This is a genomic window from Sphingomonas plantiphila, assembly GCF_046000505.1.
Classification (GTDB): domain Bacteria; phylum Pseudomonadota; class Alphaproteobacteria; order Sphingomonadales; family Sphingomonadaceae; genus Sphingomonas; species Sphingomonas plantiphila.
In genome coordinates this window covers 1,131,110-1,156,851 of sequence record NZ_JBELQC010000001.1, presented here as the reverse complement: position 1 = coordinate 1,156,851, position 25,742 = coordinate 1,131,110, and the positions used below count along the sequence as shown (strand labels likewise).

Sequence of the window (25,742 nt, the reverse complement as noted above, 5' to 3'; positions counted from 1 at the left end):
ATGGCACGTTCCGCACACGGCATCGCACGGATCGTCGCGCTGTTGCTGGCCCTCGCCTTCGCGTTCTTCGGCTATTTCAAGACCTTCGCTTCCCTGTCGGTGCTTGCGCAACATCATGCGTGGACGCTCGTCCTCCCGGTCGCGGCTGGCCGGCTGGTCGGCGTGACCGAACTCGTCGCCGCGCTTGCGCTGCTGCTCGGCGCGATCGCTGCGCGCTGGCACCGCGTTGCGCGCGGCGCGGCGATCTACCTGATCGTCAATCAGGCGTGCGCAGCTGCGGTCCATCTCGCCCGCGGCGAAACCGCCGCGCTGCCGCAGAACGCCGTCCTCGCGGCCCTCGCCGCATTTGTCGGGTTTGCGCTCGCGCAGCGCCAGGCGCGCTGATCGACGTGGGGCGGGGTGCAAGCACGCCCTGCTACGGCGACCTCCCATCCTCTAGTGATCGCCACGAAAAAGGGGCGGACCGCTGTCCGCCCCCTCCCCCTTTCCCCGCGCGGGCCAGCTGCGCGGGGCCTATTTTCCGACCGCGAACCCCGCCGCCTTGTCATAGGGCGCAATCGTCACCTTGCCGGTCGCTGCCCATTCGGTGCCGCGCGCGAACAGCGTCTTGAACCCGTCATATTGGATCGTATCGGGTCCATGCCCCAGCGTGATCGAGAAAACCCGCCCCTTGCCGTAATTCTGCACCCAGATTTGCGGGTTTGGCTTCCCCATCCCGCCCATCTTCTTGAGCTGCTCGGGCGCATAGGCCTTGGGGTCGTATTTGGGCCCCGCGCGCTCCGGATCATAATCCGCCGGGTCGTCGATCGCGGTGGCCAGCACCTGCACCTTCGCGTCCGGATCGAACACCATGTTGGTGTATTTGTCCTCCATGAAGTTCCAGTGGTAGCGGCGCAGTCCCTGCGTGATCGGATGCTCGCGATCGACGATCTCGATCGTGAATGCGTCGGGCGGCGACCGGCGGCTGACCCCCGGCACCATCACCGCGCCGAGCAGGCGCCGATATTCGGGAATGTCGCGGCCCCAGGTGAAGGAGGAATGATAGGCGACCAGCCCTCCGCCCTGCGCGACATAGTCGTACAGCGCCTTGAACGCCGCGTCGGACCAGACATGCTGTTCCTTGTCCCCATAGTTCCAGCGGCTGGAATAGTTGAGGATGACGACGTCATATTTCTTGAGCATGGCGAGCGTGCCGTCGTCGAAATCCTCCGTCACGCGCACGTCGAACCGTCCGGTGTCCTTCAGCTGCGTCCGCAACCGGTTGTTCACCCCGGTCCAGTCATGCTCATAGCTGTTCTGGCCGCTGATGATCAGCACCTTCAGCCGCTCTTCCTTGGGATTGTTCGGCGTCGCCACGCGCTGCACCGTCTCGGGCGGCGCATAGGGAACGTTATCGACCGTCACCGGAATGTCGGCGACCGGCACGGTCTGGGCCGCTGCCATGCCCGCGCTGCCGGACAGGGCTACCGCCAACGCGATTGCTTTGATCTGCATTCGAATCTCCCAATAAAGGTGCGTAAGCGCCGCGTTCAGGCGGCAGCAGGCTCGGCGGATGCGTCAGGCCGCGCCGTGTGGCGCGCATGCATCGGCCAGCCCAACACCACGATCGCCTGAAGTGCGAGCAGGGCGATCGGCCAGCCATAATAGGACCAGCGGATCGTCTGGCGTGCGGTCTCGCTCACCGCGGTCGGCACATAGCCCGCCGCCGCCAGCGAATAGGCGATCGCCGCCGTGCCCACCGCCATGCCGATCTTGGTCGCCAGGCTGATTCCGGACGAGAGCAGCCCCTCGTTGCGCGTGCCGAACAGCGCTTCGTGATAGTCGACCGCTTCCGCCGCCATGGTGAAGATGCCGGTGATCGTCACCGATGTCGCGACCGACGCGGCAATATACAGCGCCAGGAACAGCGGCGGCTGCGCCTCGGCCAGCGGCAGCGCCGCGAACAGCGCGATGGCCAGCACGATCGCCCCGAAACAGCCCTTGCGAATGCCGGTGCGCGACAGGATCGGCGGGGCGATGAACGCGGCGATCAGCAATGTGCCAGAGATTGCGGGCAGCAGGATCGAGATCATCCACGGATGCCCCAGCACGTCGATCGCGAAGAATGCGGTGAGCGAGATCATCGTCCCGAACCGCACGAAATAGAGCAGGGTGAAGGCAAAGCAGATCAGCCAGGCGCGATTGCGCAGCATCTCGCCGATCGCCGGCAGCACGGCGAAGCGCGGCGAGCTGCCGTCGTCGAACCGTTCCTTGCAATTGCGGAACAGCATGAACAGCGCGATCAGCGACAGCCCTGCAAACAGGATCGCCGTCGCCTGAAAGCCGCGCTGCTGATTGCCGCCGCCGAACAGCCCGACCAGCGGCATCGTCGCCGCCGTGCCCAGGATCACCGACACCGACGTTCCGATCGAGCGCATCCCGCCGAGCTTGAGCCGCTGGCTGGTGTCGGTCGTCATCATCGGCATCAGCGCGGTATAGGGGATCGACCCCAGCGACATCAGGATGCCGAGCGCCTTGAACGTCAGGAACGCGTAGATGAGCTTGGCATTTTCGGACCAGTCCGGCACCGAGAAGACAAGGACGAGGACCAGCGCATAGGGAATCGCGGTGAACAGGAAATAGGGCCGCGTCCGCCCCCAGCGGGTCCGCGTCTTGTCGACTGCGATGCCCACCAGAATGTCGACCACCGCGTCGAGCAATCGCGCCGCGAGGAAGATGGTGCCGACGGCCGCGGCCGGCAGCATCGCGACATTGGTATAGTAGAACAGCAGGAACGCGCCCGCCATGTTATAGGCCAGGCTGTACCCGAAATCGCCAAAGCCATAGCTCAGCCGCTCGGTAAGCGAAAGTCGGACGCCTGCCGCCCCGGCGACGGTTTCAGCCATGATCGGCTCCCTCGCAATCCGGAATGCAGGAGGGTGCTAGCCCGCCTGCCGTTCCCCAAAAGAAAGCGGGGCGACCCGTCAGGGCCGCCCCGTCAGTCGGTCGATCAGAAGTCGAACCCGACCCGCACGCCATAGGTGCGCGGGCGCGAGTAGCCGACGTTCAGCACGCGATCCGGCCCTGCGGCGACGAACGCCCCGAACGCCATCGGCCGTTCATTCTCCAGATTCTGCACAAAGCCTGCGACCGAGAATTTCCGGTTTTCCGGGCGATAGGTCAGCGACAGATCGGTCTGGGTGAACGCCTTTTGCGACAGGTCGCGCTCGTTGAAGATGGTCAGGAAATACTTGCTCTTGAAGCGCGAGAAGGCGCTTGCCGTGAGCGTGCCCGCCGAACCCAGGCTGAAGATATGGTCGTACCCGACCGAGATCACGACTTCCGGCGACATCGGCGGCGTGTTGCCGGCAAGGTTGGGCGCCTGCACGCCCGGGGTGACCGGATCGAGATCGCCGACACTGGCATCGTTCGGAGCGACGCAGCCGCTGGCAGGGACGCAGATCACCGCATAGGCGGCCGCCAGGTCGTCGAACTTGGCATTGAGATAGTTGAAGCTGCCGTAGAAGCGGTTCCACTGGTTGAGCTCGATGTCCCATTCCGCCTCGACGCCCCAGATCGTCGCCTTGCCGGCGTTGAAGATCTGGCCACCCTTGGTGTTGTCGAGCAGCACGGCATTCTGCAGGCCGGCATAGTCGTAATAGAAGCCGGACATGTTGAACCGGTGCTGATTGCGCTCGCCGAAGTCGAGCTTCATCCCGGCCTCGTAGGCGGTGTTCTTCTCCGGCCCATAGGTGCCGACCGCGTCGAAACCGCCGCCCTTGAAGCCCGTGCTGACCTTTGCATAGACCAGCGTATCGGAGTTCGGCTTGTAGTTCAGCCCCGCCAGCCAGCTGATATTGTCCTCCGACTGGTCCAGGTTCAGCGTGACCGGCGCCGGCGTGGTCAGCGGGTTAGGTCCGGCGTTGAAGACGAAGTTGTAGTTCTCGTAGATCGCTTCGCGATCGCCCTTGGTGTAGCGAATGCCGCCCTGCGCGGTCAGCTCGGGCGTGATCGGCACATCGACCTGACCGAACACCGACCAGCTCTTGCTCGTCACTGGCGACCGGCGGAAATAGGTGATGTAGCTGCCGTTCGGGCCGATGAACGGATTGTGCAGCCCCTTCTCCTGGTTCAGCTCCTCGCGATAATAGAAGGCGCCGACCTGATAGAGGATGTTCCCGGCTTCGCCGTTCAGGCGCAGTTCGTGGCTCTGCGTTTCGACCGTCGATCCGAAGTCGAGGAAGACATAGGCGGGCGGCAGCGTCGGACGCTCGATCGAATCGGTGTGACGATAGCCGCCGATATAGGTCACCGTCGCGTCGCCGAGATTATAGGCGATGCGGCCACGCGCCGCGAACGACTCCATCGACTGATAGCCCACGCCGGTGGTCGGGCCATTGTAGCTGCTGCGGTCGATGTTCGCGAGGAAGTTGGTGTTGAGCGGGATGCACTGCGTGCCCGGCTGCAACGGCGCGACCTCGACATAACCCAGCCCGCCGCAGCCCGCGGTCGGCGCGTTCGCCGCCGTGGTCAGATCGACAAAGGCATAGTTTTCGAGAAGCGCATAGCTGTCGGCATATTCGACCGCGGCATCGATGCGCAGGTTGCTGGTCGGCTCGAGCCGGACCGACAGGCGACCGGCCTTGAGGTCCTGGGTCCCGCTTCGGTCCGCATAGTTCGGCTGGTACGGCTTGCCGGCGAGCGGATTGCCCGCGCGCAGCCCGGCCATGTTCGGGTGGAAGGTGTAGCCCTGTCCGCGGTTCGAATAGATGCCCGACGCGCGGATCGCGAAGCCATCGGAAATGGGCAGATCGACGCCGGCATTCAGAATGATCTGATCGTAATTGCCGTAGCTCGCGGATCCGTTGACACTGAACGTGTCGCCAGGCTTTCGCGTGATGAAATTGACGGCGCCCGCGGTCGCATTGCGCCCGTAGAGCGTTCCCTGCGGCCCGCGCAGCACTTCCACGCGCTCGAGGTCGAACACCGCCGCATTCAGGACCGTAGTGCGGTTGATATACTCGCCATCGATGTTGATGGTGACCGACGTGTCCTGCGTTTCGTTGTTGCTGGCCGTACCGATGCCGCGCACCGCGACATAGGTGTTCTGCTGGTCCTGCGTGATCTGGACGCCCGATGCCACGCGGTCGAGCTCGCGCAGATCGGTCACGCCCGCGTCCTGCAAAGCCTCGCCCGAGACGACGTTGATGGCGATCGGAACATCCTGCACGCTTTCGGCGCGGTTCTGTGCGGTGACGACGATCTCTTCGACGTCGGACGTGGATGCCGGCGGCGTGGTCTGCGCCATCGCTGGCGTAACGGCGAGAACTGCAGTGCCGACCAACAGGCACGACTTGAGCGTGAACATACCCACTAACCCCTCCCAATTTTGAGCGCGGGTACCTCCCCGCGTCTACTAAATAGAACCAGTATTTTAGTTTTGTTTAATCCTGAGTCAAGCGGCCCTGGAAAGGCCCAGCGGGCGCAATAATTGCTCGGAAAGCGCCTCGATCTGAGCCGCGACCGCCGCATCGACCAGCGCCCCATCGGAATCGAATGGACGCTGCTCGACCGAGTTGATCGCGATGCCCAGCGGCGTCGGCCATCCGCGCATCGCATGGGTCACGCCGCGCAGCGCCGCCAGCGTGACGCCCGTGGCCTGCCAGCCCGCGGCCGAGACGATGAGCCCGACCGGCCGCCCGTCGAAATAGGGGCGATCGTCGCGCGCCGTCTCCTCCAGCAAATCGATCGCATTCTTGACGAGCCCGGAAATGCCGCCGTGATAGCCGGGCGACGCGACGACGATCGCGTCAGCACCCCGCACTGCGTCGACAAGGGCCTGCTCCGCCTCGCACCGCGTCGGCGCGCCCGGATCGTAATGCGGCAGCTGTGCCAGGAACGGCCCGTCGAACATCATCGTGTCGGCGCCCTGCGCGCCGCAGCACTCCAGGACGGCGCGCGCGAGCCGCTCGCTCGACGACCCCGCCCGCAACGTGCCGCCGATGCCGACGATCCGCGTCACGCGCGACCGCCACCGAATGCGGGCATGACCTTTTGCGACAGCAGGTCGAGCGTCTGGTTGCCCAGGCGAAGCCGCTCTTCCGTCAGCGGCCCGGTCAGGGTGCCGCACAGGATGTTGCCGATGCCCAGTTCCTCATAGGGTTTCAGATGCTCGATCACGGTCTCCGGTGAACCATAGAGGCACCAGGTACCGATCCAGTCATCGGTGAGCGCATTCGGCGTGCGATCCGTCTTGCGATTGGCGTCGTCGGATTCAGCGCGCGCATTGAACTCCGCTTCGCGCTCGATCGCGTCCTGGTACGAGCGCAGGATCACCATCAACTCGTCACGAGCCTGCTCGTCGGTTTCGGCGACATGCACGGCCTGATAGGTGTGCGTCGTCCAGTCGAGCGCCGACGCGATCGTGTCCGCGCCATGCCCCGATTCGTCCAGCATCGCGCGGTAGGTGTCGAAATACTTCTTCACATGGACATAGGGCTCGGTGCCGCCGATCTTCGGCGGGGTGAAGGCCGGGATGAACGCCGGCCAGCCATGCGTCGCGGCGCGGCGGGCACTGCTTTCCTTCATCGCCACGGGCATCAGGCGGGCATGACCCGGCGTGTACGCCGCCGGCGCGATCCGCTGGAGCACCCGCCCCTGATGCGGGCCATTGTCGATCTCGATCGCCGGATCTTCCATGGCCTTGGCCCACAGCTGCTCGGCCAGTTCGAGGTTGCGTTCCGAGACGGCACCGGCATCCTTGTAGTTCACGCCGAACCCGATCATCTCCTCGGGCGTCGTGCCGCTCCCCACCCCGACCAGCAACTTGCCGTCGGTGATCTGATCGAGAAGGTTGATCCGCTCGACGAAGCGCACCGGATGATGCAGCGGCACCGACACTACCGAAAAGCCGAAATGCATCTCGGGCAGCTTCGCCGCGAGATAGGCCGCGAAGATGAAGCTGTCGCTCGCCAGCGGCATGTACCCGTTGAAGTGATGGTCCGGCATGAAGATCGCGGAAAACCCTTTGTCCCGCGCCCGGATCGCATGGGTCTCCAGGTCGTGCATCAACTGCCGGTCGTCCTCCGGTCGCATCGAGCGCGCGTTTAGAAACACCGAGAACCGCATTACCCCTCCTCGCGAATCAGAATGTTCGCGCTTTTAGAAATTAGAATTGACGTTCCTATTTTGATATTTCTTATGGGGCACATGTCAAGCCCCGCTGAATCCCCGACCCAGACGCTCGCCGACAGTGCGATCAGCCGCGCACCGCGACAGGGACGCAGCCTCGCTTCGTTTCGCCGAATGCTGGATGCGACGAAGGCGCTGATGCTCGAGCGGGGCAGCGAGGACTTCACCCTTCAGGACGTGAGCGAGCGCGGCTCGGTATCGATCGGCTCGATCTACCTGCGGTTCGAAAGCAAGGATCGCTTGCTCCACGCCGTGATCGCGGAAGAACTTCAGAACATCGTCGAGAAGGAACGCGAGCTGATCGAGGGCATTCTCGCCGAATCGAGTTCGCTCGCCGATTTCCTGCCGCGCTATGTCGACGGCTATAGCGGCTTCCTGGCGACGCATGCGCAGGTGCTGCGCACGATCATGCAGCGCGCATCGCTCGATCCCGCGGTCTCCGCACCAGGCCGCGAGACCGCGCAAAAGTCGGCGGATCTCTCGGCCAAAGCGATCCTCACCTTCCGCGACGAGATTCGCGCCAAGGATGCCGAACGTCGCGCCCACGCGGTCTTCCGGATCGTGTTCGCCACCGCCGCGCGGCAATTCGGTCTCGGCTCCACCGCCGAATCGGCCGACGACAAGATCTGGGACACGGTGAAGTCCGAACTGTCGGTCATGGCGCTCGCCTACCTCCAGTACGAGGGCTGAGCGGGGCGCCTGCCCGATCCCATTGTCATCCCTGCCAACTCGGCCTATCAGAATATAAGAACATATATTCTAATTAGGTGAGGAAATGGCTGCAGGCTGTGAAGTTGCCGATCTGTGCCGGGCGTTTGGCGGCCCGATCATGCGCAACGATCGCGACCTTCCAAGCTCCATCTCCGGACTTTTTGCCGAGCCCCGGCCCGATGGACCGCGCGGTTCGCGCGCGTGCCTCACGCCATGATGCTTCGCGTTTCTCGCAGGGAGAGCCTCCAATGAACCTGTCACGCCGCACGCTGATCGCTGCGACCGCCGCCACGGCCACGCTGCCCGCAACGGCCGCGCCGCGCCGAAGCATGCGCCGCATCGCGACCGAAGAGGGCTTTTCGACGCCGGAGCTGATCGATGCGATCGACGCGTACATGGCAACACGCGGCGACGAGGAGCCGGGGCTGAAGGCGATGATCGGCGGCGGCAAATATCCGCGCTGGCCACGCCTGCTCGATCCGGAGGTTCGTCTCAAGGACATGGCCCGCTCGGGCGTCGACATGCAGGTCATCATGGTGAATTCGCCGGGCGTCCAGATCTTCGACCCGGCGCAGGGGACCGAACTCGCCCGGTCGATCAACGACCGCGCGCTGAGCTGGATGCGCCGCTGGCCCGACAAGTTCGCCCCGCTGGCCGCCATCGCGCCTCAGGCTCCTGCACGGGCGGCCCAGGAACTCGAGCGCACGGTGCGCGCCGGCCTCAAGGGCGCGGTCGTGAACTCGCATACCAAGGGCCGTTATCTCGACGAGCGCGACTATTGGCCGATTTTCGAAGCCGCACAGGCGCTCGACGTGCCGATCTACATTCACCCGCGCGATCCCGCGCCGCCTGCGTTACCCGCCTATGCGGCGCGCGGACTCGAGGGCGCGGTTTGGGGCTATGCGGCCGAAACGTCGCTGCACGTCCTGCGACTGATCATGGCCGGGGTGTTCGACGCCTTTCCCCGGCTGCGCATCGTGATCGGCCATAATGGCGAGGCGATTCCTTTCTACCTCGATCGGATCGACAACCGGTATCGCGTGATGCACGGCGGCGGTCTCGGCCCGCTCAAGCGCAGTCCGGCGACGGTCTTTCGCGAAAATTTCTGGATCACCACGAGCGGCACCAACTGGTCGCCCGCGGTCCGCAGCTGTCAGGAGATTCTGGGCGCGGACCGCGTGCTCTTCGCCGTCGACTATCCGTTCGAGGATGAGGACGACGCGGTTGCTAAGGCAGCCGCAATACCGATGTCCCGCGCCGACGCCGCCTTGTTCTTCCACCGCAACGCCGAGCGCGTGTTCAAGCTGAAGCCTTGATTTTTGCGGCGATGAGCCGTATCCGACGCCAACAAAATAGCGGGCTCGAACCCGCCAGGCATACGAGTGCGATCGCACCACGGGGCCGTAGAACAGGAGAGATTCCTTTGTCTGCGGCATACCCATTATCCAGTTGTATCGAATGGCAGTTCGCCGATGCCGGTGACCTCGACGCGCGCTTGCGCGCGGCCAAGGCGGCGGGCTTCGAGCTGGCCGAATTCCATCTTTGGCGCGACAAGCCGGTCGATGCGCTGGCCACCGCGCTCGCCGACACCGGCATGCGCCTGACCAGCCTGTGCGTCGATCCGCGCCGCTCAATCGTCGATCCCGCGGAGCGTGACGAGTTGGTCACCGCGGTGCGCGAGACGATCGCCGCGACGGCCGTGCTCGGCAAGCCGAACCTGATCGTCGCGTCGGGCTTTCGCGTCGAGGGGATGAGCGAGGAGGAGCATTTCGCCAACGCCGTCGCCGCGCTACGCGCCGCTGCTGACGCAGCCGAAGCGGCGGGCGTCATGCTGCTGCTCGAACCACTCAACACCCGGCTGTTCGCCACCATGTACCTCGTCAGCACCAAACTCGGCCTCGATCTGGTCGAGGCGGTCGACAGCCCCAACCTGCGCCTGCTCTACGATGTCTGGCACAGCGCCGTGATGGGTGAGGATATGGCGCAAGTACTGGCCGGGCGCATGCATCTCGTCGCCCATGTGCAGGTCGCCGACATGCCCGACCGCAACGAACCCGGCACGGGGAGCGTCGATTGGGACCAGGTCAGGCAGACGCTGCGCGACCTTGGCTATGCGGGCGCGATCGGCCTCGAATATTTCCCGACGATGCCGATGGATCAGTCGCTCGCCCAGTCGCGGCGAATGCTCGCCGACTAAAGCTCGGCCCCGCTGCCAGCCGCCATCGTCGGCGGCGCTTCAGACAAATGGATTGCGTGATGAACAGCGACCAGATCTCGATCAGCCTCGACCTGATCAACCGCCACTATCAGGAGCCGAACCGCAACCGGTTCGAAAGCCGATATTTCTGGGAAGAACTCTACTGCCTGATCAGCGCGAGTGGGTTTCGCGCGATTGAAATCCCGTATGAACCGGTGTGGCAGTTCGGCGGGCGCAGCGGCGTGCCGATGAACCGCTATTGCGTCGAGACGAAATATGAGTCGGCCGCCGGCTATCGCGCCGAACTGGCGCGGCATGGCATCGACCGCGTCGCTGGCGTGACCTTCGACCCGAACCTGTTCATGCGCAACGACAACCTCGATTTCTTCTTCGGCGCGAGCGGGCATTTCGCGGGCGAAGCGCTGGCGCATGCCGCCGACCTGGGTGCTGACTATTTCGCGATCAGCCCCTCGCCCTATTATGGGCGCACCGCGCATTATCATCCCGATTTCGAGGCGAAGCGCGCGTCCTTCACCGAACGCCAGACCGATGCCCTGCGCGGCCTGGCGGAAAAGGCGCAGGCGTCGGGTCTCACGCTCGTCCTGCGCAACGAATATTGGAGCCTGTTTCGCGGCGAGGAAATCCTGCCGCTGCTCGACGCGCTGCCCGATAGCGTCAAGCTCGACATCGACGCGGCGACCCTGACGATCGCCGGGATCGATCCGGCAGACTTCGTAACGGCCCATCGCGATCGGATCGGCTGCGTACACCTGACCGACACGCGCTTCGTCGATGACAAGGAAACGTGGAAGACCGCCAATCCCGAATTCCCCGAACATCGCGCGACCCAGGTGTTTCGCGATCCGGGCACCGGCTCGGTCGATCTGACCAGCATCGCAGCGCTGCTCGATCGTCAGGGCTATGACGGCCCGATCGTCTTCAGCGCTCGCCAGACGCGCGATCCCTTCCGCGCTCTGCTGCGGATCCGCAGCCTTCTCGATCAATTGCAGAATTAAGTCGGACGGAGACTCCAGCGATGCCGAACATCCGCTACGCCAACATGTGTCACTGGAAGGCGATCCCCTATCGCCAGATCGAGAACTTCCGCGACTTCTATTACGAGGACAAGACCAACAGCGCCTATTATTCGGACTGGGACACGATCCTGAAATATCAGTCGGCGCTCGGCTTTCCCGGCATCGAGATCGCGCCATGGGACCTGGCCGATATTCTGCCGCTGTTCGGTTCGCCCGAAAACTTCACCGCCTTCGCCCGGGACCGCGGCGTCGAGGTCATCGGCATGTTCCACGGCGCCCATGCCTCGCACGACGCCGGGCATTTCGAAGAAGTGGTGCGGTCGGGTCGCGAGGCTGTGGACACGATCGTCAGGTTCGGTGGCCAGTATATGAACACCTGCCCGACCCAGAATTACTGCGGTGTCGGCCCGCTCACCCGCGAAGAGGTGCAGCAATGCGCGAAAGCGATGAACGAAATCGGCCGCTATGCCACCGACCACGGCGTCAAGGTCGGCCTGCACAACGAGTTCTTCTGCGCGATCAATATCGAAAACCACCGCGAGCTGATCGAATCGACCGATCCGCGCCTGGTCCACTATTGCATCGACACCGCGCAGATTTCGATCATGGGCGAAGACCTGCTGACCTTTTACAACGACTATCACGATCGCATCAGCACCTTCCACCTGAAGGATACCGCTTCGTCCAACCAACCCGACAGCGTCCGCTATGCCCGCGACCCGGAGATCGCCGACGACGGCACGCGCTGGTTCTGGGAACCGGGGCTTGGCGACCTCGACCTCAAGGGACTCTACCACGCGCTCAAGGACCATGGGTTCAAGGGCTGGATGTCGATCGAATATGACGGCTCGCCGGACCTGCTCGCCTCGATGGCGCTGACCCGGTACCATCTCGATCACGAGCTGCGCCCGATCTACGATTGAGGACGGACGGACCTCGGAGCGCGCGAGTCCATAGGTTGGATCCGACAGTTCCGGTCGTCCCGCCCGTTCAACGATGATCCGGACGGGCTTGTGCCTGGGTTCGTCGGGCGGCAAGGTCGGTCCCGGCGCCCGCGATAACATTGCGGGTCGCAGACCCCGCCGCGCGGGCGGGGCTCGCAGCTTGGGATTGACGAAATGGCGGGATTGACGGTCGATCGACGGACGGCGCTGGCGCTTGGCATCGGCGGCGCGGCAACGCTCGCGCTTCCGGCATCCGCACGGCAGGCCGCCCCCGCCGCGCTCGATACGGCGGTCGACAGCATCGTCGCGAATTTCATGCGCGCGTTCGAGACGCCGGGCATCGCCGTGGCGATCGTGCGCAAGGACCAGCCGGTATGGCTCAAGGGCTTTGGCGTGCGCACCATGGGCCGTCCCGATCCGGTGGATGTCCACACCCGGTTCGGCATCGCGTCGAACAGCAAGGCGTTTACCGCCGCCGCGCTGGCCATGCTGGTCGAGGAGGGCAAGATCGGCTGGGACGACCGGCTGACACAGCACATGCCCGACTTCAAAATGGCCGACCCTGCGGTCACGACGCTGTTCAACGTCCGCGACCTGCTCGTCCATCGCTCGGGACTCCCGCTCGGCGCGGGCGACCTGCTCTATTTCCCGCGCTCGAACCGCACCGCGCAGGATGCGATCCGCGCGCTGCAGTTCCTGCAGCCGGTCCGGCCGTTTCGGGGCGGCTACGACTATGACAATATCCTCTACATCGTCGCTGGCGCACTCATCGAAAAGGTCTCGGGCCAGAGCTGGCGCGACTTCATCCGCACGCGCCTGCTCGAACCGCTGGGCATGGCCGACGCGGTACCTTCGCTCGACCTGCTCCGGACCAGCAACGTCGCGGGCCGGCATGCGCGGCTCGGCCCCCCGGTGCGCGGCATCGGGCCGATGCGGGTGATCGAAGCCGACGAATCGCCGGTGGTCGATCCGGGTGCGGGCATCAACGCCAGCATCACCGACATCGCCAAATGGCTGCAGGTCCAGCTCGGTCTCGGCGAACTGCCCGGCGGCAAGCGGCTGTGGAGCAAGGAAATGGCGGCCGAGATGTGGACGCCGCAGGTCGTGGTCTCGTCGAGCGACGGCGCGACCGATCTCAACCCCGCGCGGCCGGTGATGTCGGGCTATGCGCTTGGCTGGTTCGTGCAGGATTTCCGTGCGCGCCGCCTGATCAGCCATTCGGGCGGGCTGTCGGGTCAGGTGACGCAGACCGCGCTGATCCCCTCGGCCGGGCTCGGCGTCGCGGTGTTCAGCAATACCGAAGACAGCGTGTCGGGCGGCATCCGCAATGCGATCCTCGACCATCTGCTCGGCGCCCCCGCCTATGACTGGGTCGGCAGCTATGTCGCGCGGACCAAGCTCGCGGCAGAAAGCATGGCGGCGGCAATGGGCGACGGGGACGCCAAGCGGCCGGAGGGTGGGCCGAGCCTGCCGCTCGCCGCCTATGCCGGGCGCTATCGCGACGCCTGGTACGGCGACATCGTCGTCAGTCAGCGCGGCAAGGGCCTGCACATCGACTTCGCGCCGCATCCGCAATTCGCCAGCGCGCTCGAACTCTGGGGCCCGGACGCCTTCCGTACCCGTATGACGCCGGGCAAGGGCGAGGATGCGGTGGTCAGCTTCGCGGTCAAGGACGGCAAGGTGACCGGGGTGTCGATGAAGGCGCTCTCGCCGCTCGCCGATTTCAGCTATGACTATCATCACCTCGCTTTCGTGCCGGTGGTCGGGTAGCGTATTATTGAAATAATACACCGGGGCGCTATCTTGGTCGGAACAATGGAGGGAAAGCCATGAAACGACTCACGATCGCACTGCTCTGCGGGGGCGCGCTGCTCGCCGCTGCCGGAACCGCCGCCATCGCCGGCCCCGCGCCGCGTGCGGGCGCCGATACGCTGATTCCGCGCGACAAGATCTTCGGCAACCCCAGCCGGGCGGGCGGGCAGATCAGCCCGGACGGCAAGCATGTCAGCTGGCTCGCGCCCCTTAATGGCGTGATGAACGTGTGGGTCGCACCGATCGGCAATCTCGGCGCTGCCAAGGCGGTGACCAAGGAGAGCAAGCGCGGGCTCCAGAATTATTTCTGGGCGCCGGACAGCGCGCACATCATCTATCTGCAGGACAGCGGCGGGAACGAGAATTTCCGCGTCCATTCGGTCGATGTCGCGACGCTCAAGGATATTGCGCTGACCAAGGCGGGCGACAAGGTGCGTGCCGAGATCCAGGGGGTGAGCAAGCTGCGCCCCGATGTCGTGCTGATTGGCCTCAACGATCGCAACCCGCAATTCTTCGACCTGTACGAGGTCGACTACAAGACCGGCGCGAGCAAGCTGGTGATGGAAAATCCCGGCTATGGCGGATGGGTCACCGACAATCAGCTGAAGCCCCGCTTTGCCTTCAAGCAGGTGCCGGGCGGCGGCAGCACCTATTTCCGGCTGGGCGCCGACGGCAAATGGACCGAAGTCCTCTCCGTCGCGAACGAGGATTTCTTCAACACCGCGCCGATCGGCTTCAACAAGGACGGCACGACGCTCTACTGGGTCGACAGCCGCGGCCGCGACAAGGCGGCGCTGGTCAAGATGGACGCCGCAAGCCTGAAGACCGAGGTGATCGCCGCGAGCGACCGGGCGGACATCCAGGGCCTGCTCACCGATCCCGAGAGCTACGAGCCGATCGCCTATGCGGTGAACTATCTCAAGAACGAATGGACCCCGCTCAATGCCGAGGCCAAGGCCGATTTCGACTTCCTCAAATCGAAACTGCCCGGGGAAGTGTCGATCCTGTCGTCGACCGCCGACGGCGCGAAGCTGATCGTCGCCGCCAGCGCCGCCGAACAGCCCGCCACCGCCTATATCTACGACCGCAAGGGCAAGTCGCTCACCAAGCTGTACGAGACGCGCCCCGACCTGTCGGCCTATGCGCTCCAGCCGATGTGGCCGGTGGAGATACCGACCGGAGACGGCAAGACGCTGGTGAGCTATCTCACGCTTCCCGCCGGCGCCGATGCGGACAAGGACGGCAAGTCGGACAAGCCGGTGCCGATGGTGCTGTTCGTCCATGGCGGCCCTTGGGCGCGCGACGACTATGGCTATAACAGCGCGCATCAATGGCTTGCGAACCGCGGCTATGCGGTGCTCAGCGTCAACTATCGCGGCTCGACCGGCTTCGGAAAGGGCTTCGTGAACGCCGCGATCGGTGAATGGTCGGGCAAGATGCACCAGGACCTGATCGACGCGGTCGACTGGTCGATCGCGCGCGGCGTGACGTCGAAGGACAAGGTCGCAATCATGGGCGGGTCCTATGGCGGCTATGCCACGCTGGTCGGCCTGACCTTTACGCCGGACACCTTCGCATGCGGCGTCGACATCGTCGGCCCTTCGAACCTCAAGACGCTGATGGAGAGCTTCCCGCCCTATTGGCGACCGATCCTCGAGGGGACCTTCTACAAGCATATCGGCGACCCAGCCAAAGCCGAGGATGTGAAACGCATGATGGCGCAGTCGCCGATCAGCCGCGTCGATGCGATCAAGAAGCCGCTGCTGATCGGGCAGGGCGGCAACGATCCGCGCGTGGTGAAGGCCGAGAGTGACCAGATCGTCGCGGCGATGCAGGCGCGCAAGCTGCCGGTGACCTACATCAACTATCCCGACGAGGGGCATGGCTTCGTCCGTCCGGAGAACCGCTTGTCCTTCTTCGCGATCAGCGAGGGCTTCCTGTCCAAATGCCTCGGCGGCAAGGCCGAGCCGATCGGAGACGATTTCGCCGGCTCCAGCCTCGAGGTGCTCGAGGGCGCGGACAATGTCCCGGGGCTGGCGGCCGCCGCGCCCAAGCCGACTGCGGCGAAATGAGCAGTGCGCCCGCCGATCCGTCGCACGCGGACCGGCGGGCGCTTGCCCATACTGTTCTAGCGTCGTAATACAGTGTCCGGTTCGATGCGTTACGACACCCTCTATCCCGAGATCGCGGACCCCCGCGCCGCGGTCCCGCCCCCACCCGGCCCGGGCGCAACGGGGGGCGTGCAGCCGCCGCTGGGCGACTATACCGTCAATCTTCCGGTCATCGTCCGAGGCCGCAAATGGCGCTGGATCCCGCGCATTCTGGGCGCCCTCATCCTGCTGTTCATCGCCGCGGTCGCCTGGCTGGTGTTCACCGCGCCGCTCAGCAAGTCGCTCGAGCCGCCGGTCCCGCCCTCGATCACGCTGCTCTCGGCAGAGGGGACGCCGATCGCGCGCACCGGCGCAGAGGTGGGCAAGCCGGTGGATGCGACCAAGCTGCCCGACCATGTCGTCGACGCATTCGTCGCGGTCGAGGATCGCCGCTTCCGCTCGCATTGGGGGGTCGATCCACGCGGCATCCTGCGCGCCTTCGTCAACAACATGTTCACCGACAACAGCCGTCAGGGCGGCAGCACGATCACCCAGCAACTCGCCAAGAACGCCTTTCTGAGTTCCGATCGCACCTTCGGACGCAAGTTTCAGGAGGTGCTGATCTCCTTCTGGCTCGAAGCCTGGCTGACCAAGGACGAGATCCTCTCGCGCTATCTCTCCAACGTCTATTTCGGCGACAACCAGTACGGTCTCGACGCCGCCGCGCGCCATTATTTCAGCCGCCCCGCCGCAGAGCTGACCACTGCGCAGGCGGCGATGCTGGCGGGACTGGTCAAGGCGCCCTCGCGCCTGGCGCCGTCGTCGAACCTCAAGGGTGCGCGCGAGCGGCAGGCGGTGGTGGTCGGCACGATGGTCGATGCCGGCTTCCTCACCGAGGCGGAAGGCAAGGCGGTGCAACCCGCCCGGCTGCGCCTGGCAAAGGTCAAGACGCTGCCCAGCGGCACCTATTTCGCCGACTGGGTGCTGCCCGAGGCGCGCGATCGATCGGGCGAGATCGCCACCAACCAGACCGTCAGCACCACGCTGGAGACGAAGATGCAGCGCGCCGCCGAGCGTGCGGTGCGCAATGCCGGGCTGCGCAAGGCGCAGGTCGCGATCGTCGCGATGCGCCCCGACGGGCGAGTGATCGCGATGGTTGGCGGCAAGAGCTATGCACAATCGCCGTTCAACCGCGCGACTCAGGCGCAGCGGCAACCGGGATCGACCTTCAAGCTGTTCGTCTATCTCGCCGCGCTGCGGGCGGGAATGACCCCGGATTCCACCGTGCGCGACGAACCGGTGACGATCGGCAAGTGGAGCCCCAAGAACAGCAACGGGCAATATCGCGGCATCATCACGCTGCGCGAGGCGTTCGCACGCTCCAGCAACGTCGCCGCCGCGCGGCTGACGCAGCAGGTCGGCGTCGCCGCGGTGATCCGCGCCGCGCGCGACCTCGGCATCACCTCGCCCATCCCCAACGACGCCTCGATCGCGCTCGGCACCTCGAGCGTGTCGCTGATCGAACTTACCGCCGCCTATGCCGCGATCGCCAGCGGCTCGACACCGGTGCGCCCGCGCGGCCTGTCCGATGCGGACGAGCCTGGCTGGGTCTCGCGCTTCACAGGAGCGACCCGGCCGCTGTCGCGGCGCGAACTGGAGGGGATGCGCGACCTGCTCGCGGCGACGGTCGACGGCGGAACGGGGCGAAGCGCGGCGCTGTCGGTGGATACGTTCGGCAAGACCGGAACGACGCAGGACAACCGCGACGCGCTGTTCATGGGCTATGCCGACGGCATCGTGACGGGCGTGTGGCTGGGCAATGACGACAACAGCCCGAACAGCGGCCTTGCCGGCGGCGGCATCCCCGCGCGGGTATGGCGCGATTTTATGAGCCAGGCGCTTGGCGTTACCGCCCGGCCAAAGCCCGAGCCGGTAATCGACAATGTCGCCGACTTCCCGGTCGAGGAACCCGACGACTTCGTCGACGAGCCGATCGAGTTCGAGGGCAGTTTCGGGGGACGCGAGATGGGCGTCCGCGTCAACCGCGACGGCAGCATCGAAATGACCCGCCCGCGCCGCGATGTACCGCGCGAGGAGGAATTCGAGGACGAACCGCCGCCGCCACGCGAGCGCCGCCGTCGCGAAGGCGCGCCGGAGGATGAGTTCGAATTTTAAGGCGCCTTGGACCCGACCCGCGGCGGGCTAACGGAACGGGCGTCAGCGGACCAGGACCAGCATCTGATCCTCATGGGGCGGCGCATCAAGGACATCGGCGCGCGATACTGCGGGGACGGTGGTCGCATCGAAATAGTCGATCCGGTTCAGCGCGAACCCGCTCGCCAATATCGTATCGAGAAACGCAGCGGGGTCGGGATAGCGCGCCGGCGTGAATTCCAGAAAGATCGTCAGCGGACGATTGCGGCGCAGAATCCCTTCCATGCCGCGCCACACCGCCTCCTCCGCCCCTTCGGTATCGATCTTGATGAAGTCGGCGTCGAGGATGGCGTCGAAGGCGTCGGCACGCTGGACGCGCACGCGCATCTCGCCGTCCCGACCCGTCGCCTGGCTGAAATGCGCATTCTTGGGCTCTGTCGGCGGCACGAACATCACGGTTTCGCCGCCATGGTCGCTCAAGGCGACTTCATGGATCTGCGTGATCCCCGCAAAGCCGTTCACATGTGCACTCTGTCGTGCCCGGGCAGCCATCCGCGGATTTGGTTCGAACGCCACCACCCGCCCGGTCGGCCCGACGAGATCGCCCATCAGCAGCGAAAAATAGCCGAGATTGGCGCCGATATCGACCGCGGTCATCCCCGGGCGGATGAAGCGGAGCATCGCCTCGGTCGTCCACATCTCCCAATAGCCGTCGAGCAGCAAGAAGGTGGACAGGCCGACATCCTGCGTATCGACGAACATGCGGTACCGGCCAAGCACGCGACAGACCGACCAGTCGCCGCCCAGAAACGCGTTGCGGCACAATGCGCGCACCGCTGCCTCGTTCAGGTGGCGCGGCGGCTTCAGCAGATTCCAGATATCGAAATATTGTCCGGATTGCTCAAGCAGTGTCGCCGCGCGGGGTTCGGTCGTCGCGGCGCCGGTGTTGCTGGCCATGGAATCTCCCGTCATGCGTCGGCACCCGACTTCCACTAACCCGACACAGGGGCCATTCGATCCCGCGCGCCGACGACAGAGACGGGCTCAGGCCACGAGGTTCCATGCGAACTGGGCGTGCTCGCGTACCGCAAGATTGTCGTTCCACCCGAACTGCGGATCGTCCGTCCCTGCGGTCGCGGAAAGATCGTCCATCGGATCCGCCGCGGAGCCGCCGCTCAGGATGAAATCATCCTGGTCGAGCGCGGACCGTGCGACGCCGTTGAGGACGATATAGTCGCCATTCCCCAGGTCGATCGCGGTGGTGCCGCCATTCTCATGCATGGAATTGGCCACGGTCTGCCATGTCAGGCCGAACGCCGAAAGGTCGATTCGGTCGGTCCCGGCGACGAAATCGCCGATCACATCGCCGCCGGTACCGGCCTGGAACACGAAGATGTCCGCGCCCGCCTCGCCGAACAGCACGTCGTTGCCGCCCGCGCCGTTGAGCACGTCGTTCCCCGCGCCGCCGAGCAGCCAGTTCGATGCCGCGCTGCCCGTGATGCGGTTCGCCAGGTCGTTGCCGACGCCGAACGGCGTATTGCCGCCAAGCACCAGGTTCTCGACATTGGCGTAGAGATAGTAACCCGCGCCGTTGATCGTGGCGTATACGGTGTCGACGCCGCCATTCGCCGCCTCGAACGTCAGGTCGTCGGGCGTGTCGACATAATAGCTGTCGTTCCCCGCGCCGCCGTCCATCAGGTCGTAGTCGCCAAGCCCGCTGTTACCGCGCAGCGTGTCGTTGCCCGCACCGCCGACCAGAATGTCGGTGTGGAAGCTGGTGCCGCCGATCAGCACGTCGTCGCCATCCTCGCCATAGAGCGAATCCGCATCGGCCCCGCCGTCGAGCGTATCATTGCCGATCCCGCCGACCAGATAGTCGATCCCCGCGTCGCCGAAGAGCTGGTCCGCCCCGCTCTCCCCGAACAGCGAATCCACCCCGTCGCTGCCCCGGATCACGTCGTTCCCCGCCCCGCCGATCAGCAGGTTGGAGCCGACATTACCGAGGATCGTGTTCGCCAGGTCGTTGCCCACGCCGAACAGATTGCCGTCGCCGGTCAGCGTCAGATTCTCGATATTGGCGTAGAGATAATAGCTGGCGCCCGCGAACACCGTGTCGGTGCCTTGGCCGGCGAACTCGAACACGACATCGCTCTGCACATCGACATAGAATTGGTCGTCGCCCTGTCCGCCATACAGCCGATCGGCCCCGGCGCCACCGTTCAGGACGTTGTTGGCCGCGTTGCCGACGATCGTGTCCGCGCCGCTGCCGCCGGTCGCATTCTCGATCACGGTGCCGCGCGCGATGACGACGTTGCCGACCCGCCCGCCGATGTTCGAGAACGCCTCCTGATTGAGGTTGATCAGCTGGTCCGCGGAGAAGCCGGAATAGTTGAGGGTGTCGATGCCGCCATTGTCGATGATCGTATAGGACACGTTCGCATAGAGCTGCGCATTGTAGATATCACGGCCCGAATTGTTGTTGAACCCATAGGTGGTGTTGCCGGTCCGCGTGGTCGTGACCGCTCCGTACAGGTCGGCGACCGCGATTCCGTCCGCCGCCATCGGCGTGACCGTATATTGCCGCGTGAATCCGAGATTGGCGAAGTAGGTGTTCTCGTTCACGTCGAAATAGGACATGACCGTCGTGACCCAGGCATCGTTGAGATAGCTGGCGTCGGTCGGATAGTCGGCGGTGCTGTTATAGTTGCCGCCATGCCCCAGCCCGAGCGCGTGGCCGATCTCGTGCACATAGGTCTGGAAGGAATAGCTGTTCAGCGTCGTGCCGTAGTTGGTGAGCCAGCCGGTGCCGACATTGACGTTGGCGCTCGTCGTAACCCCGGCCGCCGTATAGGATGCGTTGGCGAATGCCCCGTCCTGATTGTCGTCGAAGGTGATCTGCGCGCTGCCCGTCTGTTCGGTGAAGTTGATACCGGTGAAATCGGTCCACATCGCCAGGGCCGAGCGCGCCAGGAACTGTCCTTCGCTGGTCAGGGCGCTGAGATCCACGGTCAGCGTCCCGCCCGGCGCAACGTTGAAGTGATGCGGGGTCGTCCAGTACCCCGTCGTCAGCTGATCCGCGATCTGATCGTTGGTCCACGCCGTCAGCGGAGGCGCCTCTCCGACGGAAAGTGTGAAGCTGCCTTGCGCGCTTTCGCGCCAGCCGCTCACATCGAGATAATAGGTGCCGCTCGTCGTCGGGGTGAAGACGAGCCGCGAGAAAGTGCCCGAGGCGCCGTCGTCATTCTCGCCCAGCCCCGCGCCGCTCGCATCGCGGATCGTCAGGAACGTATCGACCGCCGTCGCACCCGAAGTCTCGAACACATAGCGCTGACCCGCGGTCAGCGTCACGGCATACCAGTCATGGTCGCCCAGCCCGTTCAGCGTGACCGTGGTGGAGCCGCCAACCGCCACGCTGGCGCCGGTCGACGCATTGTCGCGCACCGCATCGGCCGGATTCCACAGTCCGTTGCTCGCGAACAGGCTGTAGTCGCCGGTCTCGCCGTCGCCAAAGCCGCCGACATCGAGATAATAGGTCCCCGTCGTGGTGGCGGTGAAGCTGATGAGCGACAGCGTCCCCTGGCCACCATCGTCGTCGGTGATGATCGCGGTGCCGTTCGAATTTCGCAGGGAGAGGAAGGTGTCCGGCTCACCCGACCCACCGGTCCCCGACGTCCAGAAGGTATAGCTCTGCCCTGCCGTCAAATTGACCCGGAACCAGTCGTGGTCGCCCGGCGTCAGACTGTCCGCGACCGATCCGCCGAACACGACGGACACGGTGGTTGCGACCGTCCCGGGGGCATCGAAGGGTTCGGGCCCCTGCGGCGAATCGGTGCCATCCTCGTCGGATCGCGCCTTGGTGCATCCCTCGCACATGCAGACCGAAATTTCCGCATGCTGGGTCAGATCGCTGATACGGGCGAAGTCCATCCCGTTATCCAGCGTCGGCGCCACCATCCGGAAGTCGCCGGACGACAGTCCGTCCAAGGCCATAGACACTGCGGGCATTCGATCCCTCCCTCGTCAAAGTCCGATCGCATTGAAAATAGTGCAAGAATTCGCGCTGCGGAATCAGTCAGACTTCGCCACCGCCTGCGCCACATCCCGCGCCAGCAAGCCGATGGAGTCAAGCCCCAACGGCCGGTCTGACGATGAAATCAGTCTGGTTTCGAGGGGGTGTGCGCGTCCGCCCCTAAAAATCGTCGCGGTAGCGGACACGGTATCGCCGCGCTCGAACCGGATCGCGACCCGCACGCCGTCGCGCATCGATCCTGCCGGCTTCAGGACATATGCGCGCCCCGCTGCGGACATGGCTTCGGCGAAACGCCGACAGATCGCCTGCGGTTCGAGCCCCGCTTTCAGGCTCCCCTCGACGGTGCACGAAAGCGCCGCGGGCGATCCGCTACCCATCAGCGCCATTGCCAACCAAGCGATCGCGGCCATGCCCATTCTCCCGATGTGACGATCCTGGCCGCGGGTTTAATCCACCCGGCATGAACACGCCATGTCGCGCGCGGCGTCATGGGCTGGCGCTGCCTCACATCCAGTCCGCCATCGTTATCGCGTGATGCAGATCGCCGCGCACGCGGTGTTCGCCCATCGCATCGAAGCGAAGGGGCTCGATCGCGAGACAGTCGTCGCCGTTCGGGCCGATTCCATCGTCGCGATCCATTGCCGCTGCCGACGCATTCAGGATAAAATCTCCCGCCGACAGCGCCGCCCGCGCGACCCCGTTCAGGACGACAAAGTCAGCACCGCCGAGCGCGATGAAGCTCGTTCCGCCATTCTCGCCGATCAGCGCCTGCACCTGCGCGAAGCTGGTGAACCCGAACGCCGAGAGGTCGATCCGGTCCGTCCCGGCCACGAAGTCGCCGATCACATCGCCGCCGGTACCGGCCTGAAACACGAAGATGTCCGCACCCGCCTCGCCGAACAGCACGTCATTGCCGCCTGCGCCATTGAGCACGTCATTCCCCGCGCCACCCAGCAGCCAGTTCGATGCCGCGCTGCCGGTAATGCGGTTCGCGAGGTCGTTGCCGACCCCGAACGGAGTGTCTCCACCGAGCACCAGGTTCTCGACATTGGCGTAGAGATAGTAGCCCGCGCCGCTGATCGTGGCGTACACGGTGTCGGTGCCGCCATTGGCGGCCTCGAACGTCAGGTCGTCGGGCTTGTCGACATAATAGCTGTCGTTGCCCGCACCCCCGTCCATCAGGTCATAGTCGCCAAGTCCGCTGTCGCCGCGCAACGTGTCGTTGCCCGCACCCCCGACCAGGATGTCCGTGTGAAAGCCGCTGCCGCCGATCAGCACATCGTCGCCATCTTCGCCATACAGTGCATCGGCATCAGCCCCGCCGTCCAGCGTATCGTTGCCGATCCCGCCGACCAGATAGTCGATCCCCGCATCACCGAAGAGCTGGTCCGCGCCGCTCTCGCCAAATAGCGAATCCACTCCCGCGCCGCCACGGATCACGTCGTTCCCCGCCCCGCCGATCAGCAGGTTGGAGCCGCTGTTGCCGGTGATCGTGTTCGCCAGCTCGTTGCCCACACCGAACAGATTGCCGTCGCCGGTCAGGGTCAGATTCTCGATATTGGCGTAGAGATAATAGCTCCCCGTCGCGATCACCGTGTCGGTGCCTTCGCCTGCGGATTCGAAAACCACATCGTCCTGTGTATCGACACGATAGGTGTCGTCGCCCAAGCGACCACTCAGACGGTCAGCGCCCGCGCCACCATCGAGAAGGTTTGCCCCGTCATTGCCGAACAGTAAGTCGTCAAACGCCGAGCCGGTCAGGTTTTCGATGCTCGTCAATATGTCGCTTCCGGCGCCCGTATTCTGCGCCGCTGTGGTTGCAAGATCCACGGTAACCGAGACGGAAGCACTGGCGTAACTTCCCGTGTCGATTCCCCCACCACCATTGATGGTATCGTCGCCATCTCCTCCCTCGATGATATTCGCCGCGCTATCCCCGATCAGGATGTCATTAAACGCTGTGCCCACCAGATTTTCGATCTGAAGAATATAGGCGGTCGCGTTTCCGCTTCCCTGACCCAGATCGGCCGAGACCGCCGACGTCAGACGCGAATAGTCGAGCCAGTCATTTCCTTCGCCGCCATTTGCCCGATTGAACCCGGCCGCGGTGAACACGATCCGGTCATCTCCGCTGCCTCCCTCGAGATGATTCTCGTACCCGCTGCCGATGAGAATGTCGTTGCCCGCGCCGCCCCATATGGCATTCTGCCCGTCCCGGCCGTCGAGATAATCGTCCCCGTCATTGCCTTCGATATAATCCCCGCCGACCACGATATCGTTGCCTGCTCCGGCCACCACCTGAAGACCGCCATAACTGTAATCTTCGAGATAGACCTGATCGTCGCCGGCACCGGCATCGACCTGATCGCCGCGCCCGATGCCACCCCCGCTACCGCCCCCGTAGATGATGTCGTTTCCATCGCCGCCGAAGATGTTGTCGGACCATTCACCGCCATAGATCGTGTCGTCTCCGTCACCGCCGTACAGCGAATTGAAGCCGCCCAGACCATGGATCACGTCGTTCCCGCCGAGTCCGTACAGCAGGTCGCCCTGACTGGTACCGGTGATGATGTCATCGGCGGCGGTGCCGACCTGCGCGACGAATGTCCCGCTCTCGAAGCTGCCGACGGAAAGCGAAATCGTTCCCGACAACTGGATGACGACATCCCGGTCATCGAACGACCGGTTCGCATTCGAATCCACCAGGACGAAGGTGTTCCCGCCGCTATGGATATAGAAAATCTGCGCAAAACTCGCGTCACCCAGGTTCGCGTCGGCGGAAGGCAATGCCATGCCATAGCTCAGGCTCGTTACGGACAATTGGCCGGAAAAGAGGAACGGCAAATTCCCTCTCTCCCAATAAATGCCCGTACGCCCGCCCTCGGCACCAAGGGAGATGCGGTCGCCCTCCGCAGCGTTGAAATCGGTCACGATGTCGCGGGAGTCGCCCCGGCTTGAGGGCCGGAAGAAGAAGAGGTCGGCACCTGCACCGCCGCTCACCGTCTGGATCCCGTCACTCTGCGCCCAGCTGACTGCCCCGACATAGATCGAGTCGGCACCGGCTCCACCGCTCACCGATACGGTGCCGAGCGAAACGCGGATCGTGTCGTTCCCTTCACCGCCGCTTATACTTCCATTGGCAGATTCGAAATTGATCGTGTCATTGCCGCCATCGCCCCAGACATGAGCCGTGGGGAGACCCGCTCCGGTGCTTCCGCCTACCCAGATTTCGTCGGCATCGTCACCGCCATAGATGGTGTCGTTCCCGCTCCCCCCGATAATATAGTCTTGGCCGCTGCCGCCGCGAATCACATCGTTCCCGCCACCGCCATACAGTCGGTCGTCGCCGGCACCCCCGTCGATCTGGTCATCGTCCTGCGCAAAGATGGTGGCGAACTGATCGCCCCCGTAAATGGTGTCGTCGCCATCTCCGCCCGATAGAATGTCGTTCCCGGCGCCACCCTCGATCGTGTCGTCACCCCCCGCACCGTCGAGCCGGTCGTTCCCCCCCGCGCCGCGGATCGCCTCGCCCAGTTCGGTTCCGACGAAGGTGTCGTCGTTCGGCGTTCCAGTGAAATCCGGCATATTCCCCACAGT

The 25,742-nt window shown here is 64.6% G+C and carries 18 protein-coding genes; 9 read left to right on the top strand and 9 right to left on the bottom strand.

Annotated elements, in window-relative coordinates:
• Window positions 1–384: a DoxX family protein gene (locus ABS767_RS05590; RefSeq protein WP_408077368.1), complete on the top strand. Its 384-nt coding sequence runs from the start codon at window positions 1–3 to the stop codon at window positions 382–384.
• A 129-nt stretch (window positions 385–513) separates the two neighbouring features.
• Here the strand turns inward: ABS767_RS05590 and ABS767_RS05585 are convergent, their stop codons facing one another.
• The 5 genes from ABS767_RS05585 to ABS767_RS05565 form a co-directional block, all read right to left on the bottom strand.
• On the bottom strand, window positions 514–1,494 hold the full coding sequence (locus ABS767_RS05585; protein ID WP_408077367.1) for a ThuA domain-containing protein: 981 nt from the start codon (window positions 1,492–1,494) through the stop codon (window positions 514–516).
• A 35-nt stretch (window positions 1,495–1,529) separates the two neighbouring features.
• Entirely contained in the window at window positions 1,530–2,885 is a 1,356-nt protein-coding gene (locus ABS767_RS05580) for an MFS transporter (RefSeq protein WP_408077366.1), read from the bottom strand.
• A gap of 104 nt (window positions 2,886–2,989) precedes the next feature.
• On the bottom strand, window positions 2,990–5,347 hold the full coding sequence (locus ABS767_RS05575) for a TonB-dependent receptor (RefSeq protein WP_408078656.1): 2,358 nt from the start codon (window positions 5,345–5,347) through the stop codon (window positions 2,990–2,992).
• Between the two features lie 87 nt (window positions 5,348–5,434).
• A complete protein-coding gene (locus ABS767_RS05570) occupies window positions 5,435–6,001 on the bottom strand; it encodes an NADPH-dependent FMN reductase (RefSeq protein ID WP_408077365.1) in 567 nt (188 codons plus the stop codon).
• On the bottom strand, window positions 5,998–7,107 hold the full coding sequence (locus ABS767_RS05565) for an LLM class flavin-dependent oxidoreductase (protein ID WP_408077364.1): 1,110 nt from the start codon (window positions 7,105–7,107) through the stop codon (window positions 5,998–6,000). Before ABS767_RS05565 ends, ABS767_RS05570 begins: the two co-directional genes overlap by 4 nt.
• An 81-nt stretch (window positions 7,108–7,188) precedes the next feature.
• On the opposite strand from ABS767_RS05565, the gene ABS767_RS05560 reads away from it, so the two are divergent.
• The 8 genes from ABS767_RS05560 to ABS767_RS05525 all read left to right on the top strand — a co-directional run bounded on the left by ABS767_RS05560 (window position 7,189) and on the right by ABS767_RS05525 (window position 18,136).
• A complete protein-coding gene (locus ABS767_RS05560) occupies window positions 7,189–7,860 on the top strand; it encodes a TetR/AcrR family transcriptional regulator (protein WP_408077363.1) in 672 nt (223 codons plus the stop codon).
• Between the two features lie 269 nt (window positions 7,861–8,129).
• Window positions 8,130–9,197, top strand: coding sequence for an amidohydrolase family protein (locus ABS767_RS05555; protein ID WP_408077362.1), 1,068 nt, complete (start codon window positions 8,130–8,132; stop codon window positions 9,195–9,197).
• A 107-nt stretch (window positions 9,198–9,304) separates the two neighbouring features.
• Window positions 9,305–10,078 carry a TIM barrel protein gene (locus tag ABS767_RS05550; RefSeq protein ID WP_408077361.1) on the top strand — a complete coding sequence of 258 codons (774 nt, stop codon included), beginning with the start codon at window positions 9,305–9,307 and terminating at the stop codon, window positions 10,076–10,078.
• Window positions 10,079–10,137: 59 nt separating this feature from the next.
• Complete coding sequence (locus ABS767_RS05545; RefSeq protein ID WP_408077360.1) at window positions 10,138–11,094, top strand: sugar phosphate isomerase/epimerase family protein; 957 nt, start codon at window positions 10,138–10,140, stop codon at window positions 11,092–11,094.
• 20 nt (window positions 11,095–11,114) lie between these two features.
• Window positions 11,115–12,038 (top strand): sugar phosphate isomerase/epimerase family protein, encoded by a 924-nt coding sequence (locus ABS767_RS05540; protein ID WP_408077359.1) that lies wholly within the window; start codon window positions 11,115–11,117, stop codon window positions 12,036–12,038.
• 195 nt (window positions 12,039–12,233) lie between these two features.
• Window positions 12,234–13,829 (top strand): serine hydrolase, encoded by a 1,596-nt coding sequence (locus ABS767_RS05535; RefSeq protein ID WP_408077358.1) that lies wholly within the window; start codon window positions 12,234–12,236, stop codon window positions 13,827–13,829.
• A 59-nt stretch (window positions 13,830–13,888) separates the two neighbouring features.
• Window positions 13,889–15,943: a S9 family peptidase gene (locus ABS767_RS05530; protein WP_408077357.1), complete on the top strand. Its 2,055-nt coding sequence runs from the start codon at window positions 13,889–13,891 to the stop codon at window positions 15,941–15,943.
• A gap of 84 nt (window positions 15,944–16,027) precedes the next feature.
• Complete coding sequence (locus tag ABS767_RS05525; RefSeq protein WP_408077356.1) at window positions 16,028–18,136, top strand: transglycosylase domain-containing protein; 2,109 nt, start codon at window positions 16,028–16,030, stop codon at window positions 18,134–18,136.
• 42 nt (window positions 18,137–18,178) lie between these two features.
• Here ABS767_RS05525 and ABS767_RS05520 read toward each other — a convergent pair whose 3' ends face one another.
• The 4 genes from ABS767_RS05520 to ABS767_RS05505 form a co-directional block, all read right to left on the bottom strand.
• Window positions 18,179–19,072, bottom strand: coding sequence for an FkbM family methyltransferase (locus tag ABS767_RS05520; RefSeq protein WP_408077355.1), 894 nt, complete (start codon window positions 19,070–19,072; stop codon window positions 18,179–18,181).
• Window positions 19,073–19,159: 87 nt separating this feature from the next.
• Window positions 19,160–22,120, bottom strand: coding sequence for a M10 family metallopeptidase C-terminal domain-containing protein (locus ABS767_RS05515; RefSeq protein ID WP_408077354.1), 2,961 nt, complete (start codon window positions 22,118–22,120; stop codon window positions 19,160–19,162).
• Between the two features lie 63 nt (window positions 22,121–22,183).
• On the bottom strand, window positions 22,184–22,555 hold the full coding sequence (locus ABS767_RS05510) for a hypothetical protein (protein ID WP_408077353.1): 372 nt from the start codon (window positions 22,553–22,555) through the stop codon (window positions 22,184–22,186).
• A 94-nt stretch (window positions 22,556–22,649) separates the two neighbouring features.
• Window positions 22,650–25,730, bottom strand: coding sequence for a hypothetical protein (locus tag ABS767_RS05505; RefSeq protein ID WP_408077352.1), 3,081 nt, complete (start codon window positions 25,728–25,730; stop codon window positions 22,650–22,652).
• Window positions 25,731–25,742: the final 12 nt, after the last annotated feature.